The organism is Pseudobdellovibrionaceae bacterium (assembly GCA_020635075.1).
Lineage (GTDB): Bacteria > Bdellovibrionota > Bdellovibrionia > Bdellovibrionales > UBA1609 > JADZEO01.
This window is the reverse complement of the sequence record JACKAM010000004.1, coordinates 418,284-434,042: the sequence shown is the minus strand read 5'-3', so window position 1 is coordinate 434,042 and position 15,759 is coordinate 418,284. Positions and strand designations below refer to the sequence as shown.

At 49.6% G+C, this 15,759-nt stretch carries 16 protein-coding genes; 2 read left to right on the top strand and 14 right to left on the bottom strand.

Annotation, left to right across the window (positions count from 1 at the left end; genetic code table 11):
• Positions 1–60: 60 nt before the first annotated feature.
• The 12 genes from H6624_19450 to H6624_19395 all read right to left on the bottom strand — a co-directional run bounded on the left by H6624_19450 (position 61) and on the right by H6624_19395 (position 11,612).
• Entirely contained in the window at positions 61–900 is an 840-nt protein-coding gene (locus H6624_19450; protein MCB9086526.1) for a MinD/ParA family protein, read from the bottom strand.
• Between the two features lie 14 nt (positions 901–914).
• Positions 915–2,366 carry a flagellar biosynthesis protein FlhF gene (gene flhF, locus H6624_19445; protein ID MCB9086525.1) on the bottom strand — a complete coding sequence of 484 codons (1,452 nt, stop codon included), beginning with the start codon at positions 2,364–2,366 and terminating at the stop codon, positions 915–917.
• Positions 2,356–4,452 (bottom strand): flagellar biosynthesis protein FlhA, encoded by a 2,097-nt coding sequence (flhA, locus tag H6624_19440; GenBank protein ID MCB9086524.1) that lies wholly within the window; start codon positions 4,450–4,452, stop codon positions 2,356–2,358. Before flhA ends, flhF begins: the two co-directional genes overlap by 11 nt.
• Complete coding sequence (gene flhB / locus H6624_19435; GenBank protein MCB9086523.1) at positions 4,453–5,520, bottom strand: flagellar biosynthesis protein FlhB; 1,068 nt, start codon at positions 5,518–5,520, stop codon at positions 4,453–4,455.
• Between the two features lie 25 nt (positions 5,521–5,545).
• The gene (gene fliR / locus H6624_19430) at positions 5,546–6,325 is read right to left on the bottom strand and encodes a flagellar biosynthetic protein FliR (protein MCB9086522.1); all 780 of its coding nucleotides are present in this window, start codon (positions 6,323–6,325) and stop codon (positions 5,546–5,548) included.
• A 3-nt stretch (positions 6,326–6,328) separates the two neighbouring features.
• A complete protein-coding gene (gene fliQ, locus H6624_19425; protein ID MCB9086521.1) occupies positions 6,329–6,601 on the bottom strand; it encodes a flagellar biosynthesis protein FliQ in 273 nt (90 codons plus the stop codon).
• Positions 6,602–6,607: 6 nt separating this feature from the next.
• Positions 6,608–7,348 carry a flagellar type III secretion system pore protein FliP gene (gene fliP / locus H6624_19420; protein ID MCB9086520.1) on the bottom strand — a complete coding sequence of 247 codons (741 nt, stop codon included), beginning with the start codon at positions 7,346–7,348 and terminating at the stop codon, positions 6,608–6,610.
• A gap of 11 nt (positions 7,349–7,359) precedes the next feature.
• On the bottom strand, positions 7,360–8,568 hold the full coding sequence (locus H6624_19415) for a flagellar biosynthetic protein FliO (protein ID MCB9086519.1): 1,209 nt from the start codon (positions 8,566–8,568) through the stop codon (positions 7,360–7,362).
• 30 nt (positions 8,569–8,598) lie between these two features.
• Positions 8,599–8,976, bottom strand: coding sequence for a flagellar motor switch protein FliN (fliN, locus tag H6624_19410; GenBank protein MCB9086518.1), 378 nt, complete (start codon positions 8,974–8,976; stop codon positions 8,599–8,601).
• Between the two features lie 7 nt (positions 8,977–8,983).
• Entirely contained in the window at positions 8,984–9,976 is a 993-nt protein-coding gene (fliM, locus tag H6624_19405) for a flagellar motor switch protein FliM (GenBank protein ID MCB9086517.1), read from the bottom strand.
• Between the two features lie 12 nt (positions 9,977–9,988).
• Entirely contained in the window at positions 9,989–10,540 is a 552-nt protein-coding gene (locus H6624_19400; protein MCB9086516.1) for a flagellar basal body-associated FliL family protein, read from the bottom strand.
• Between the two features lie 229 nt (positions 10,541–10,769).
• Positions 10,770–11,612 carry an inositol monophosphatase gene (locus tag H6624_19395; protein ID MCB9086515.1) on the bottom strand — a complete coding sequence of 281 codons (843 nt, stop codon included), beginning with the start codon at positions 11,610–11,612 and terminating at the stop codon, positions 10,770–10,772.
• 119 nt (positions 11,613–11,731) lie between these two features.
• Here H6624_19395 and H6624_19390 point away from each other — a divergent pair, with 119 nt between their 5' ends.
• Together H6624_19390 and H6624_19385 are read left to right on the top strand one after the other, a co-directional pair.
• Positions 11,732–12,655 (top strand): SPOR domain-containing protein, encoded by a 924-nt coding sequence (locus H6624_19390; protein ID MCB9086514.1) that lies wholly within the window; start codon positions 11,732–11,734, stop codon positions 12,653–12,655.
• A gap of 430 nt (positions 12,656–13,085) precedes the next feature.
• Positions 13,086–13,472, top strand: coding sequence for a hypothetical protein (locus tag H6624_19385; protein ID MCB9086513.1), 387 nt, complete (start codon positions 13,086–13,088; stop codon positions 13,470–13,472).
• Positions 13,473–13,888: 416 nt separating this feature from the next.
• Here the strand turns inward: H6624_19385 and H6624_19380 are convergent, their stop codons facing one another.
• Positions 13,889–14,425, bottom strand: coding sequence for a hypothetical protein (locus tag H6624_19380; protein ID MCB9086512.1), 537 nt, complete (start codon positions 14,423–14,425; stop codon positions 13,889–13,891).
• Positions 14,422–15,606 (bottom strand): hypothetical protein, encoded by a 1,185-nt coding sequence (locus tag H6624_19375; GenBank protein MCB9086511.1) that lies wholly within the window; start codon positions 15,604–15,606, stop codon positions 14,422–14,424. Before H6624_19375 ends, H6624_19380 begins: the two co-directional genes overlap by 4 nt.
• Positions 15,607–15,759: the final 153 nt, after the last annotated feature.

Here is a 15,759-nt window from a genome sequence, read left to right as displayed (position 1 = left end):
TCCCACCTTACCGACTTTCAGTTTATCAAAATGAGAACAGGGCAAAAAGTCCTATTCTTTTCATGCCACGCCCACCAACTGTTGCCAAAAGAACTGTATTCCACCTTTAACTTCATGCAGATGCTCAAAACCACTCAGTTTTTTACTTATCTGGCCTATGGCAATACTGGCCGGAGAGCGAGGGTTATAATCAAGGGCCAACTGTTGCAACTTTGTTGCTTTTCGCAGACTTGGGTCTGCTGGCACAAAGCCGCGGTAGACGAGGCTGACACAAAGGAATCGATCTGCGACCTCGCTGAGCCTTTGGAAAACCTGCATAGCCTCTCTTTCGTCTCTCACCATATTGCAGACAATTGAAAAGCGATTCTCACGACATCGCTGATTCAGGACCTTGATGAGGGAATATGCATCTGTCAGGGACGAAGGGTCTGGAGTGACCACCACAACAATTTCACCGGCGGCCGCGTTGAGGTACAGGACATTGTCGTCGATCCCTGGAGCCGTGTCGATCAAGAGAAAGTCGTAGTGCCCTGGCAATTGGCTTACCTGGTCCATGATCCCCTGCCTGGCAGCTAGAGGCAGCCTTTGCAGTTCATAGATTCCGCTTCCGCCGGGAATCAAATCAAGATTAGGTCCGACCTGACAGATGATGTCCTCCATTTTAGCGCCATCAAATAGAACGTTGCGAATGGACTTGGTCGCACGACGCCCAAACATAATGTCCAGATTGGACATTCCCAGATCCCCATCTAGCATCAGCACCTTCATCCCGGCCCGACTTAGGTAGGTCGCCAAATTGGCTACCATTGTGGATTTGCCCACACCTCCCTTGCCAGAGGTGATGCTGATGGTGCGGGTGACACCCTGTCTTGAACTGATGGCATTCGCAGATGCACTCATGGTCTTCCTACTCCTTATGGCTTGCGGATCTTAGTTAGTTTAAAAATCAAGTCGACGACTCTTTCCTTGGTGGCCGCCTCAAGATCCTCGGGCACCTTGGGACCAATCCCGAAAGAGTGCAGAGGAACACCAAACTTCTTCTGAAAGTTAAAAATCAACCCATGCTGAACAGACTCATCCAAACAGGTGAAAATCACGTCTTGAAAGCCGAGGGTCATATAGCGACCGGCGATTTCAAAGGCATCCGCGTCCTTGGCCAATACGGACTGAACATAGTGTATGCGACGGTCTGTCCCCTCAGGAGGAAGAATATCACGTAAAAAGTCCAACTCGCCAATTGAGCGCAGGTTCATGCCGGGGAAGTCCACTAGAAAGTGATCAATGTGACCCAGCTTTTGCTGAATCACTTCCCAATCCCGCTTGCGACGAACAATGGCAAAGGGAATGTTGAGAATCTGGGCATAGATTCTCAATTGCTCGGCCGCACCCACCTTGCCATAGTCGGTAGTCATAATCGCTACCTTCTTTTTCTCACAAATCACCAGATGACTGGCTATTTTAACAAGAGAAGTGGTTTTACCCTGTCCCGATGGCCCAACAAAGGCATGGTACCGTGCCCTTGTCCTGTGTTCGGCGATTTTGATTTCATCCAACAAATACTTGGCAACCCAGGCATCGACAAAGGGTGGCTTCTTGAGCTGGCTGGAATCCAGACGCTTCATGCACTGTTTGAGGATCTCCACCGTGTTTTCCTTGGATATCCCCGCACGCTTCAACTTTTCATAGGCCGGGGTCAATTCATAGGGAATTCCATCCTCGGCCCCTGGGTGCATGGTCACAAAATTTTGCGGCACCTGTTGGAACTTTTCCAGCATCCCCTTGAGATAACTTATTTCGCCTCTTAGGGCCGTTAGCTCAGCAGTGTCACGCCCACCAACTTCTGCCTTGGGGGCCGCTTGGGCTCGAACCGGCCTGGTAGACTTTTTTTCCTCCATGGTTGCCAAACCTGCTGAAAGTGCGCTTTTTACGGCCGAGCGAATCCGTTGGGCGGCCACCTCCTCGTCAATGACTGGAGGTTTGGGCACGGCAACCTGAGCCTCTCTGGAGGCTGCTGCCTCCTCACCCTCGTCGCCAATGTCAATGTAGGGGATTGCGGTAATGGGTCTCCGCATGACATCCTCCATTCCTACGAAAAAGGCCTTATCGATAAACTTCTTCTGAATTCTCGCTGGACTATTATTAAACTTGGCACGAATTTCCTGGTTCATTTTCTTTTCCGCGAGAAGCTTTTTGCGCAAAGTCTCTTCCGATACTGCCGCGGTCACTTCGACACTGGTCTGCCCTACCAAGCCAAATCCCTTGTTGTGATCGCGGGCGGCGAGAATAATGGCCTCCGGACCAAGGTGGAGCTTGACCATTTCTAGGGCTTCCTTCATCGAGCGGGCTTCAAACTTCTTAACTTGCATGAGCAATCTCCACTAAGCCGACCGACGACACGCGGGCATCTGTCGAGACCTCGCTGTGAGACAGAACAATCAACTGAGGAATAAACCGTGAGATCAGCTTGTACAGATGCCGTCTGATCGTCGGGCTGGTAAGTAAAATAGGCTGACCAGCGATCTCCGGATGGTGTTCTATCGTCGTCGAAATTCCAGTAATCAGATTTTGCGCAACATGGGGGTCCATGACCAACTGAACACCCTGCTCCGTCTGCAACAGGGAGTTGGCGACCAACTCCTCAATATTAGAGTCAAGGGTCATCACCGGCAGGGCGCCATCATCGCCTTTGTACTTATTAGTAATGGCACGACTTAGGGATTTGCGCACAGCTTCTGTCAGCACCTCAGGGTCCTTGGATTTAGAACCTTCGTCAGCCAATGTCTCCAGAATGGTGCGCAGATCCCGAATAGAAACCTGCTCTTTGAGAAGGTTCTGCAGAACGCGAACCACTGCACCAAGCGGCAGAACATTGGGAACCAGGTCATCAACGACCTTGGGATAGGTTTTTTTACAGTTTTCAATTAAACTATCGGCCTCTTGCCGTCCGAACAATTCATGGGCATGAGTTCGCAGAATCTCAGTTAAGTGAGTGGCCATGACAGTGGGAAGGTCCACCACGGTGTAGCCGCTGATTTCGGCCTGTTCTTTCTGTGCCTTGGAGACCCAGAGTGCTTCCAGGCCAAACGCCGGCTCATGGGTGGGTATCCCATTGATAGGATCAATAACACCACCGGGATCCATGGCCAGATAACAGTCCGAGCGCAGACTGCCACCTCCAACTCGATTTCCTTTGACAAGAACACGGTATTCGCCTGGCTCCAGCTGGAGATTATCCCGAATGTGAACGCTGGGGATGACAATTCCCATATCCAAAGCAAACTGCTTGCGAATGCTCACAATCCGCTCAAGGAGATCGCCCGACTCTCCAGACTCAACAATGTTGATCAGGCCGTATCCCACTTCCAATTCAACCAGATCAAGTGGCAGCAGACTTTCGACATTTTCCTTCTGGGGTTTTAGGGCCTGCTCTTCATCAACCCGGCGCTGGATCTCCTCTTTCTCCTCCCCGTATTTGTGAATCACCCAGGCGACCACGCCCATGATGCCACCGAGGAGGAAGAACGGAGTGCCAGGAAGGCCAGGAATGAGTCCCAAAAAGCCGAGAATCGAGCCTACAATTGCAACGGCACGAGGCTTGAGGAACAACTGGTTGGCTATTTCTACGCCAATGTTGTTCTCAGTCGAGCTACGGGTAACGACCGTACCAGCGGCAGTAGAAATAATCAGCGCCGGGATTTGACTGACCAGACCGTCTCCAATAGTCAACATGGTGTAGTATTCAGCAGCCGTAGCCAGGCTTAGATCTTTTTGAAAGATACCAACCAAAAGACCACCCACAATATTGATCAAGGTAATAATAATGCCCGCGATCGCATCACCGCGAACAAACTTACTGGCACCATCCATGGCTCCGTAAAAATCCGCCTCTCTCTCGATCTCCTTTCGTCGGGTTCTAGCCTCATTCTCTGAGATCAGTCCTGCATTTAGGTCGGCGTCGATGGACATCTGCTTACCGGGCATGGCGTCCAAGGTGAATCGGGCGGCAACTTCAGCAATACGGCCAGAACCCTTGGTGATGACCACAAAGTTAATGATCACAAGAATGACGAAAACAATGAGACCAATGACGTAGTTGTTACCAACGACAAAGTTTCCGAAGGCCGAAATAACCTGACCTACAGCCGTCGGACCATTGTGACCTTCAGTGAGAATCAAGCGGGTTGAGGCCACGTTCAGCGAAAGGCGGAACAAGGTTGTCATCAACAAAAGACTCGGGAAGACGCTAAAATCTAGGGAGCGATCCGTGTAAATGGCGACCAATAACACTAACAGGGCCAAGGTGAGAGATAGAGTTAGGGAGATGTCCATAAACCAAGCTGGCAATGGAATCATCATGACGGTCAATATACCGACCAACCCTGCGGCCACCAGTAGGTCGATGTTCTTTGTCAATCGCTCAAAGCGTTTGATAAACTGAAATATCTGATCCATTTAGTTCAACACCTTTTTCTTCAGCTTGTAAACGTAAGAGAGCACCTCAGCTACTGCTGTATAAAGTTCCCGCGGAATTACCTGTCCCAGCTTGAGTGTCTTGTAAATCGTCCGCGCAAGGGGTTTGTTCTCAATAATGGGAATATTCTTTTCCCTTGCGATCTCCTTAATTTTGTCAGCAATGATGCCAGCGCCCTTTGCCACTAGCTTGGGTGCCACGGTGGTGTCGTCATATTTGAGGGCCACAGCAATATGTGTCGGATTGGTAATGATGACGTCAGCCTTGGGCACGGACTCCATCATCCTCTTGTTGGCCATCTCTCTTTGCACACGACGAATTCGCGCGCGAATAAGAGGATCACCTTCGCGTGATTTTAGTTCTTCCTTCACTTCCTGTTTGCTCATGCGCATTTTCTTTTCCAGCTCCCAGCGCTGAAATAAGTAGTCGAAACCCGCAAGGACGGCCATAAAGAAGCCGACTCCGCCAAATAGTTTAAAGAACACGTCACCCACGTAGACAAACATTTGATTGACTGTGTAGTTCACCATTTGCGGAACCACCACAATCTCCGACCGCAAAATCAAAGCCGCAATTGACCCGACGATGAGTACCTTAAACACGGCCTTAATGCCTTCAGCCAAGGATCGTAAACTAAAGACCCGCTTAAATCCCTCAACCGGATTTAGTCTTTCGACGTCGAACTTCATGGCTTCTTCGTTTACCAAAAAGCCAACCTGCAAGGTGGATGAGGCAAAGGACAAAAGCCACATCATGCCAAAAATGGGTGCGACAATGATAAAGCCCTTCATACCCGCAAACTTAATAGCTGCAATCCAGTCGCCATCGCGAGTGGCCGCCACCAGGTAGGTGCCAAACGAACTGGTAAACACGGCGTGGATTTGCTCTAAAAAGAACCGGCCCAGCATCCAAATGGCCAGGACGGACATAAGAAGGACAAAAACAGAACCAAGCTCTTTGGTCTGTGCCACCTGCCCTCTTTTGCGGAAATCCTCGCGACGCTGCTGAGTCGCTTCTTCCGTTTTTTCGTCCTGATCGCTATCGGCCATGTTCCTTCCTAGAACCGCTAATTAGTTAAAAATTCCTCATCATTTGAAACACCCGCTCTGCCGTCAGATCGACCAAATCGTGCATTTGCCAGATAATCAGTGGCAGAGAAACAAACATCACCATAAAACCAACTAAGATGTTCACCGGTAAACTGGTGATCAATACATTAATCTGGGGAACCGCGCGGCCAATCACCGCCATGGCGATGTTCATGAATAAAATGGCGATTAGAATTGGTCCGGAGATTTTTACGCCTATTGCGGTAATTTCATGAATGATGGCTCCCATGTGGCCGAAATAAGTCGTTGATATCAGCTCACCGGAAAGCGGGACCAAGTGAAAACTGTCTCTTAATCCACCAAGGAAAATATGATGACCATTAATGGCCAGAAAAAATAAAGTACCCACGCCCACCAAGAACTGGTCGAAGGCACTCGACCTGTCGCCTACGGCCGGATTGAACAACTGAATACTGGAAAGGCCCATGCTGACGCTGATGACCTGACCTGCTACACTCAATATGTAAAAGAACGAGCGCGAGAGAAAGCCAATCGCCAATCCAATAAATACCTCACGAATAGCATACCAAAAAATCTGTTCTGAGCCGACGGTATCTTGAATCGCGTGCCAACCCACTGTCGGGAAAAGCACAACCGCAATGATCAACCCCAATAAAATCTTAACCGGACCCGGCACCGAGTCTACGCCGAATACCGGCCATGTAACGAGAAAGGCCGAGATCCTCAAAAGAACGAGGAAGAAAGCAAGAATTTCAGTTTCATTAAACTGATACAGACTGGGCAAGATCTACTCCCTCACATAATGAGCAATGTTCTGCAACAGCTCAGTGGTAAATTGACTCATTACATCCAGCATCCACGGGGCGGCTAGCACCACCACCAAAGCGACAATGGCCATCTTGGGAATAAAAGTCAGAGTGGCTTCGTTGATCTGGGTGATCGCCTGTAGCACACTGATAATTAAACCAATCACCAGAGCGCCACCCAGCATCGGTCCTGCTATCATTGCCGTCGTTTTAATTGTCTCTTGTCCGAGTTTTAAGATCAGCTCTTCCGTCATTTCCTATCACCCAAAACTTTCTACGAGTCCGCCAACCAATAAAGTCCATCCATCGACCATCACAAACAGCATAATTTTAAATGGCAGAGAAATAATTACCGGTGGGAGCATCATCATACCCATGGCCATAAGGACACTTGCCGCCACCATATCGATTACCAAAAAAGGCAGATAAATGATGAACCCTATTTGAAAGGCCGTTTTTAGCTCTGAAACGATAAAGGCTGGAATCAAAACCTGGGTAGGAACGTCCGCACGAGTTTTGGGTCTCTCAATCTTGGCCATCTTGACAAACAAGGCTAAATCACTGTCGCGGGTCTGGTTGAACATGAACTTGCGCAAAGGTGCCACCCCGGCGTCAAAGGCCTGCTCCTGGTTAATACTTCCCTTTAAGTAGGGTTGGATGGCGTTTTCGTTAATTTTTGTCAGAAATGGCGACATAACAAACAAAGTGAGAAATAGGGCTAATCCTATCATCAATTGATTGGGCGGCATCTGTTGAGTACCAAGTGCCTGTCGAACAAAGGACAGGACAATGACGATTCGAGTGAAGCTCGTCATCATAATCAAAATCGCCGGGGCCAATGTCAGAACGGTTAAGATCACCAAAATCTTGATGGCATTTACCATTTCATTGGGATCGTTGGTGGTCTTGAAACCCAGATTCACCGACGGTAGAGTGACTTGAGCAGATGCGACGTAGGAAAAGCCAAAGACCCCAAGCGCAATAAGCAGAAAGGAAAATATGCGCCCCTTTTTCACAAAGACCTCATTTCCTTTAGGCGGTCGGCAATCTGACTCTGAATTCGACCAAACGAAAACTCATCGTCCTCGCTTGGGGGCAGCTGCTTGTTGGAAGCTACAATTTGAGTGGTTACCTTGTCCACGATTTGGTCTTCCCCGATTCCAGCTCTTGTCATCTCCTTGGCAAAGGAGTTCGGGGTATCCGTGGGTATTTCTTCATCCAAAAGGGCTAGTGTTTTTATCAAATTAATGTTGTGATCGGTGACACCGATGAGAATGCTCTCTCCTGCCACCTGAATAATGGCCAAGCTTTTCTTCGGCCCCATGTGATGCTGAGTGAGAACCCGGATTTTAGTCTGATCCTGTGCGCCTACACGATTGCGTGTCCAGTATTTTGCTCCGATCACCAGTGCGCCGGCAAAAACCAGGACGACAACAAGACTCATGGCCATGCGCCAATAGGTGGAACTTTCTTCCTTTTCCGATTTGCTGACCTTAGCTTCAGTCAAAACAGGGATGTCCTTTTCGGCAACTCCCTCAGTAGGCATTTCAGAAATCTCAGATTTCGCGGTCGCCTCTTGTTTCGCAGGGATTACTTCGTCTGCCTGCTTGGCCGTGACCTTCTTCTCAGGCAACTTTGCCGGGAAATCCATGTCTTTGCTGAGAATATCTGTGGCGCTAGATGTCTGCACTGAACTGGCTTCGACGTCCTCGGGTACGGCCATCTCCAATGCCTTTTCCAACTCCCCATTCAGATCGTTGGGAGGAATAACAGGAAACTCTCTTGCCGTGACAGGTGCAGGGGCGGCTGCCGCCACACTGGAATCAACCACCGAAACAAAGACCGAGTTACCCTTGGGCTCTATTTTTACCCGACCCTCCAGGTCCTTAGCTGGATGAGCGGGATAATAGATGATCCGAGATCGAAGAAGACCGGCGTTTACCTGGTAAGTGAAAATACTTTTGATTTTCTTGTCTTTGACCCTTTGCAACTCCTTGCCCTGTTCATAATAAGCCTTGGGGAGGTTGACTTGTACTGTGTGATTTATCAGTTCAACGGTCACGCCATCAGCCTTGTAAGGGCGGTCAAATTCCAGTTCCAACTGAAAACCACTGCCGGTTGCCAAATAACGAACATCCTGCAGCTCCGCCTCTTCGCCAGCATAAGCATTGCCGACAACAAACCCACATATGATTGAGAACATCCATGTCCAACGAATCACACCGCCTCCACAAATTCAGCATTTGGACGATCAATTACCTAACTGCTCAACACGCTCGGTGGGAGAGATAATGTCTGTCAAACGTACACCAAACTTTTCGTTGACGACCACGGCCTCTCCCCGTGCAACAAGCTTATCGTTAACCAGGACCTCCATGGGTTCACCGGCCAGCTTGCTCAACTCAATCACCGAACCCTGCCCAAGGTTGAGCAACTCGCTCACCACCATTTTGGTGCGACCGAGTTCAACTGTAACCCTCAGTGGGATGTCCAGGATCAAACCGAGGTTACTGTCTGAATGATCGGGCATTGCGTCTTCCGCTGCCTCCTCAACCCCCTCAGCCTCAGCTGCCATCTCGGCCATTTCAGCTTCGAGATCCTTAACGGCATTTGAACTGTCATCAGCCATATCTTCCTCACTTCTTTGTGTGTCTGGTCACCTGCACAGCAACTGTGCCATGATGAATTCCGTAATAGCCCTTAAACTTCTTAACTTGTTCCACCTGAACATCCAGCTCACCAGTCGCATCCTGGTCGAGCGGGATGACATCACCGACTTTAAGTTCCATGAGCTCCTCTAATGTAATAGAGGACTGACCTAGGTTGACTTTGAGCTCAACTCGGGTGCCCATCAGCTGATCGGTAATGGTATTAGTCCACATCTTTTTATCAGTTTGGTCAGACTCGACCTGAAAACCCGTGGAAAGCTTTTGCTTGATGGGCTCAATGGTCGAATAAGGAATCACCAAAGTAATAGTGCCGTTGGCGTTCTCCAGCTCAACGTCGAATGTCGAGGCAATAACGATATCTGTGGGAGGCACAATACCCACAAACTGAGGATTGATTTCTGTTCGCACAAAGGAACAGTCGATCTTTTCCACAGAAGACCAGGCACTTTCCAAATCCTCAATCGCCAAATCCACAACTTTACGCACAATGGACAGTTCAATGGGGGTGAAGTCCTTACCCTCAATTTTGGTATAAGGACGGTCAGCTCCTCCAAAAAAGTTGTCCACCAGAGCGTAGGCCAGTTTACTTTCAATCACAAATAGGGCTGATCCCCTGAGATTGTTAAAACGAAGGACCGACATGCAGGTTGGCATGGGCAGGGTATTGATGAACTCACCAAACTTTAAAAAATCCGTACTGGCGTGGTTAAGCGAGGCAATTTTGCGTAGAGCAGATGACAGAGACACGCGGAATGCGCGCATGAACTTTTCGTAAATGACATCCAGCTGCGGCAGTCGACCGCGGATGATCCGGTCCTGACTTGTTAGATCATAGACGACAACGACTTTGTCATCTGGACCGCCCATTTGGGCCGCTTGATCACCACTTTCACCTAACTCGCCTTCGGAAACCGCGGCGAGTAGCGCATCCACTTCACTTTGTGATAAGACCTGGCTCATCCTGACCCCGGTTTAGTTAAAAATAAACTCAGTAAAATAAACTCTCTTAATCTTTCCGCGTGTCAGGAACAGGTTGACCTGATCGCGGATCTCGTCACGCATGGCTTCCTTGCCGTCACGCGTACTAATCTGCGCGTACGTCTTACTGGACAAGGTAATAATTATGATGTCGCGAATTTTTGGCTTCAGATTTTCGATTTCCGCCTGAACCTCATCCACGTCAACTTCCAGCTCCATATTGATTTTTAAGAGCTTACGGCCCCTGCTGCCGGCAACATTGACAAGAAATGTTTCCAGCGGAATCAGCTTGCCGATAAAGTCCTCTTCAAGCTGTTCCTTCTTTTGGGTTTCGCTCTCGCCCTGGATCACATCGTCAATTCCAGGCTGGGCGGCTTCCTTTTTCTTTCCCAGGTATATCATTGTTCCGACGCCAGCCACGATGAGCATGTTCACCACAGCGAGAATAATAAAGAGTGTCGGCTTCTGCCCCGATGGTGCCGGTGCAGCCTGGGCCTCCTGTTGAGGTGCCGGGTTGGTCTCTGCCACTTTTGTCCTCCTTGACATCCGTCGGGTTCGCCAGTCCTTAGCCATAACCGGACGGAGGAATCCCACATGAATCTAGTCCCTCAACCGACTGGTAGAGCAACTCAGATGCCAACTCGACTTTGTATGAGGGTGGGAAAACTCAACCCACGATTGTTTGCGGTAGAGCGTTTTTTCCCAGTCCAATGGCGCGGGTAAAATATTGCCTAGGACTTCTGTTAGGGACGAAAACTTGACAGGACTGCAGGCACTACTGACGCTGGTGGCAGTCGCCCAGGACCTGGATCATGGGTTGCTGGATATGGGGATTCACAGCCAGGATGGAGTCCATTTCCACCGCAAAACTCTCACCCCAATAGTTGGTGACCAGGCCACCCGCCTCTTTGACCAACAGAGCTCCAGCAGCCGTGTCCCATGGGTTGAGGTTTCTCTCCCAAAAGCCATCGTAGACACCATCGGCCACCTGACAGAGATCATAGGCCGCGGCTCCCGGGCGCCGCACTCCGCGAGTCATTTTTAGGAGAGCGGAAAACGCTTTTAGCTGCTCTTCAAAAGCCTGATTGGACATACCAATAAAACCGGTGGCCAGAAGAGAGTCTTTGAGCTGGGTGCGCCTACTCACCGACAACTTCCTCTGACCCTCTTGTTCTTTTACAAAAGCTCCCTTCCCTTTAACCGCATAGAAGGTCTGTTCCAGCTTGGGCACGTCAATCACGCCGACGACCAACTCGCCATTGACCTGAAGACCAATCGAAATACAAAAAACATGGAATCCGTGAACATAGTTAGTCGTGCCATCCAACGGGTCGATGATCCAGATGGGTGTCTTATTATTTTCCAGGACTGGGCCTTGGTGGGAAGATTTAAAACTTTGTTCTTCGCCCATAATTTGGTGCTGAGGAAATTTCTCAAGAAGACATTTGATGATGGCTTCCTCGCTCTTAAGATCAGCCTCGGAAACCAGGCCGGCTTGCTCCTTCTCCTCAACCTGAGTTAAGTGTCCGAAATAATCCAACAATATTTCCCGACCAATTTGCGCAGCCGACAATGCTTGCGCCAGCGCGCTGTCCAAATCCAGCCCTGAGTCCGTCATTGCAACTCTCCTTCAATTCCCGCTTTGGCAGGCTCGTCAAGACTTTGACAGATTGACCCCCTCCGTCTAAGCCGCTACCATTAAAGAGTCAAGAGATACTCTTTGGAGGGGATTCTATCATGCTGAATCAAGTGGGCGGATCAAAAGCCGACACAATCGTTAAGCTGGTTCTGATTTTTTTCATCTCGTTGCTTTCATTTTCAGTCGGAACCTTTGTCGGCAAACAAGTTAGTGACAGTGATTACAAACGGGCGGCTCTCGAAGAAGACTACAAGAGCTTCCGTCAGGCGGGTCATGGTGAAGACCAAAAGGTCGATCACGAAGAAAAGGTGACCGACGAGGAACTCACCAGTTTGACTGAAGAGTTCGTCAAAAAGGAAAAGGCCGCCATTGCCGAGAAGAAGCCTCGTGATGTGGCCAGTACTAAAGATGATCATCCTGAGGCCAAGGTTGAAAGCCAGCCCAGCAAAGAACACGCCGGCTATAAAAAGTACTCTAAGGGTAAGCCCAGTGAGGAATTCGTTGCCCATGACAAGGCTAAGAAAGACGAAGTGGCGGCATATAAAGAGAAATTGAAGGCGGCTGAACATGAGAAAGAGTCACCTCATCAGGTCGACACCAAGGGTGGCTCTCACGAGGCGGCATCCCATGAAGCCAAGTCTCATGAGACAACTGCGGCACATTCACCTTCGCCCGTGACCAAAGAAGCCCAGAGGGTCGCTGATGGCAAGGCTCCAGTTGCTGATCCTGCAAAAGTAAGAACTCCAACGAGTGTTCTACCCTCTGTTGCCACCTCTTCAGTTGGCAAATACACCGTTCAGGTGGCTTCTTATGCCACCGAAGAAGAGGCTAAAGCCCATGCCTCTGAGTTGAAGCAAAAAGGATGGAATGCCTTTTATGTACCCGCTGACGTTAAAGGTAGAACCTGGTTTCGAGTGAGTATTGGCCTGTTCACTAATCAGAAGAGCGCCATGAGCTTTCGCGAGGAGCTGATGAAACAGTCAGCAATTTCCTCAGCGATCATCCAGCGGATTGTTCAATAATTTAGACTGAGACGATGAGTATGGTTCTAGGATCGGCGTAAAACCCGATCCTTTTTTTTGGTTCCAGGTCCTATTCGTGGTCACACCGCATATCAATCAGGTTCCAGGTCCTATTCGTGGTCACACCGCTCCTAACTTGAAGTTCCCTTTCTATTTGCATCCAAAATAGACATCGAATGGTTAAAACCACATCATGCCACCCATTCAGGCATAACTATCGTCTCAGGTAAGGCACTGGCTATCGGTAGTCGGATTGATATGCAGCGTGACCACGAATAGGACCTGGAACCTAATTGATGACTTAGAGTTTTGTCTTATGTCCGTTAGAAAAAAGACAGTTGTAGGAATTGTGACGACCCTGATTGTGTTCGCCGTGGTTTACCTTTCAATTCTGTGGTCATTTGACCCAACTACCTGCGGAGGCAGATTCATGACTGTCGAGTGCCTTGTGAAGCACCCGGAAAATGTTTTAGACTCTGATCCCGCCCAACAACTGGAAAAGATCAATTACCTGATGGCCTCTTTGAGAGCTGCAAGCTGTAATCCGTCCTCTACGGCGAGCCTGCTTGAACTTAGGAAGTATGTATCTAGGTGCTCACACTGTGTTGAAATGTTTCGTGAGACGCAACTGCAACTGGCTACCCAAAGTCCCGATTGTTATCTTGCTGCTTTAGGGACGGTTTCAGTTGCCAAGAGTGAAATTCGATCGGACATGGCTGACTGGAGCAGTCTTGAGGGCGCCTCGATTTGCGGGGCTTTAGCAGATTTCCATACCTCCAAGAAATTTGGGCCGATCTTGGAGGATTTCTGCAACTAGGGAGTCGGGTTTTGGGGAGCCCGTCTACACCGATTAATTGTAAGTAAACAAGATGTGGGCATATAGATTTAGGGAAGAACGTTACTATGTCTTTGAAGTCGATACTGATCGTTGGTTATTTTGGTGTGAGTTTTTCTCTCATTATCTGGTCCGAAGTTGCCGCTAGAACTCAACCTGAATCGGGACTTTTGGGTCTGGGGTTATTTGGTGTACTGACGTTCCCAAGTTCATTTATCGTAGGTTTAATCGCGAGCGCATTTAGTTCCTCCTTCGGACCGATGTCATCTCACGTGGTTGAGAGCCGGCTCGTGGAGGGAATCATCCTCATCGCTGGATATTATCAATGGTTTTACTTGGTGCCTTTGGTTTTTAAGAAAACTCGCAACCTTTTTTAGTTAAGTGCCTTAGTTAGACACCTAAAACCGGAAGCCCACGAGTACGCCGAGGAGCCAGCTGCGGCCAGGGTTGGAGTTCCACCAGTGAAACTGGCCGGTGCCCTCCAGGAATATTTGATCAGTGAACCAAAACAAATAGCCCACTCGTGCTCCGAGCTTAAAGTAATCGGCCGCGACATCGTTGCGCGACTCCGAATAGAGTCGGGTCTTTACCTTCTGATAGATCCAGCCAGCACCAAGGCCAATGCTCGATTGCCAGGTCGGACGGCGTCGACCCATGTACTGGGCCCAGCCCATGAATTCGTATCGCTCTTGGCGCACCTGAAAAGTCGAGTTGCCGTCAGACTCACTCATTTGACGAAACTCACCGGACAGTTTGAGTTCAGGTAATAGCAGGTAACTGGCTTCAACACCCGGAACAGTGATGCGCGAGTACTGTACACCGTTGGGCTCCAACTCATAGATGTTGTGAAAACCCACAGCAACACTAAACTCCGCTTGCGCAAGAGATGCAGTTAACAAGGTCAACAATAGAGCGAGCCACTTTAATTGCTTCATGGACTCTCCTCCCTCTCTCCACATCGAGAGGAGAATCGAGCCCAGGAAGCCTTTTGTAGATTGTTTTCAAGAGGCTTGCAGGCCCATGCGGGCATTGGATTTTCTGCCGGAAACAGGGACTCAAAAACCCAGTTAGGGTCGATCACCTGATCACCCTTATGCTGAGAAATCCTTTGTGCCAATAGAGGAAGGGAACCCATCAACTGGCGGGCAAGAGAGGCTTCCATATCTTCGCCTTGTGTCTCTTGGGAAGCGACACCGGATTCGAGAACTTGCTTGAGAATGCGCGCCACCCTTGTACCCACACGGTAGATCTGGCAAGTGGGCTTAACACAGTCGCCTTTGACCTTTCCATCAATTCGGCCCTTGAATTCAGTGGCATCCGGAAGACCACTTTGACCCTCGTCCAGTTGGCGCACGTGATACTCACGCACAAAGGTCTTCACCATGAAGCGAGGGTCACGCGTATAGAGATAGCCCCAGAAGTCGGCCAAGCCCTCGTTCCATGAGCGGATCAAATACACATTGGTATCGCGGATTTCGTTACCTGAAAGGTCACTGCCAGCTGACCAGTTTTCCTGGAGATAGCGAATTGCCCGAGCGTGAAAGTGGGCGTGAAAATGCTCGTGGGCAAGGACTCCACCATTAAGGGCCATGGGTAAACCATCAACGGAAGTGGGAGCCACCAAAGTCACATCCCACTTGGCCACATAACGAGCATTGTTGTGCTCACGATCACCCGTCTTAGTTCTCATATTCATCTCGATGCCCACTTTGCGCGGCCAACTCAGGTCGGAGTCGATTCCCAACTCCTTGTCCCACATCATAAAGCGTTCGTAGTGAGCGTAGACGGCAATGGCCATGGCACTCTCGTAATCGGCCGCCACGTAGCGCCTTTTACTTTTTTTGATCAGCCGTGGGCGAGCCACTTCACCCTGGAAGTCTCCGTCTTTGATTCCTGATTTGAGGTAGATTTTAGCGGCAGCGCCTTCCAGCCTGTCCGCATAGCGGATGGTGTGAAGCTCCACCTCTTGCATACGGTACTCTCCGTCCTGGCCCGGCCATGGCAGGAGATAAGTGATGGGACCTGATTGGTGGTCCTTTTCACAGGCAGCAAGCGTGATCCCAAGGAATAGGGCCAGGAGGAACCAGCCATATCTCTTTGCATTGACTCTCGACATTCGTGCCAATCTCCTCCATTATGCCCTCACTCATCCAGGGCAAAGTCGCAACCTCGGGACTATATTATGCGGCGCATCAATATAAACGCAGACCCCCTAAAACGCAAGGGGGGAATGCCCAGCGGGTGAAAAACCCCCTATTTGAGGACATTT

Coding starts and splice junctions, on each gene's coding strand:
- flhB (MCB9086523.1), bottom strand. CDS start 5,520: ATGGCCGATAGCGATCAGGACGAAAAAACGGAAGAAGCGACTCAGCAG.
- H6624_19375 (MCB9086511.1), bottom strand. CDS start 15,606: ATGTCGAGAGTCAATGCAAAGAGATATGGCTGGTTCCTCCTGGCCCTA.
- flhA (MCB9086524.1), bottom strand. CDS start 4,452: ATGGATCAGATATTTCAGTTTATCAAACGCTTTGAGCGATTGACAAAG.
- H6624_19385 (MCB9086513.1), top strand. CDS start 13,086: ATGACTGTCGAGTGCCTTGTGAAGCACCCGGAAAATGTTTTAGACTCT.
- H6624_19450 (MCB9086526.1), bottom strand. CDS start 900: ATGAGTGCATCTGCGAATGCCATCAGTTCAAGACAGGGTGTCACCCGC.
- fliQ (MCB9086521.1), bottom strand. CDS start 6,601: ATGACGGAAGAGCTGATCTTAAAACTCGGACAAGAGACAATTAAAACG.
- flhF (MCB9086525.1), bottom strand. CDS start 2,366: ATGCAAGTTAAGAAGTTTGAAGCCCGCTCGATGAAGGAAGCCCTAGAA.
- H6624_19400 (MCB9086516.1), bottom strand. CDS start 10,540: ATGTCAAGGAGGACAAAAGTGGCAGAGACCAACCCGGCACCTCAACAG.
- H6624_19390 (MCB9086514.1), top strand. CDS start 11,732: ATGCTGAATCAAGTGGGCGGATCAAAAGCCGACACAATCGTTAAGCTG.
- H6624_19395 (MCB9086515.1), bottom strand. CDS start 11,612: ATGACGGACTCAGGGCTGGATTTGGACAGCGCGCTGGCGCAAGCATTG.
- fliM (MCB9086517.1), bottom strand. CDS start 9,976: ATGAGCCAGGTCTTATCACAAAGTGAAGTGGATGCGCTACTCGCCGCG.
- H6624_19380 (MCB9086512.1), bottom strand. CDS start 14,425: ATGAAGCAATTAAAGTGGCTCGCTCTATTGTTGACCTTGTTAACTGCA.
- fliN (MCB9086518.1), bottom strand. CDS start 8,976: ATGGCTGATGACAGTTCAAATGCCGTTAAGGATCTCGAAGCTGAAATG.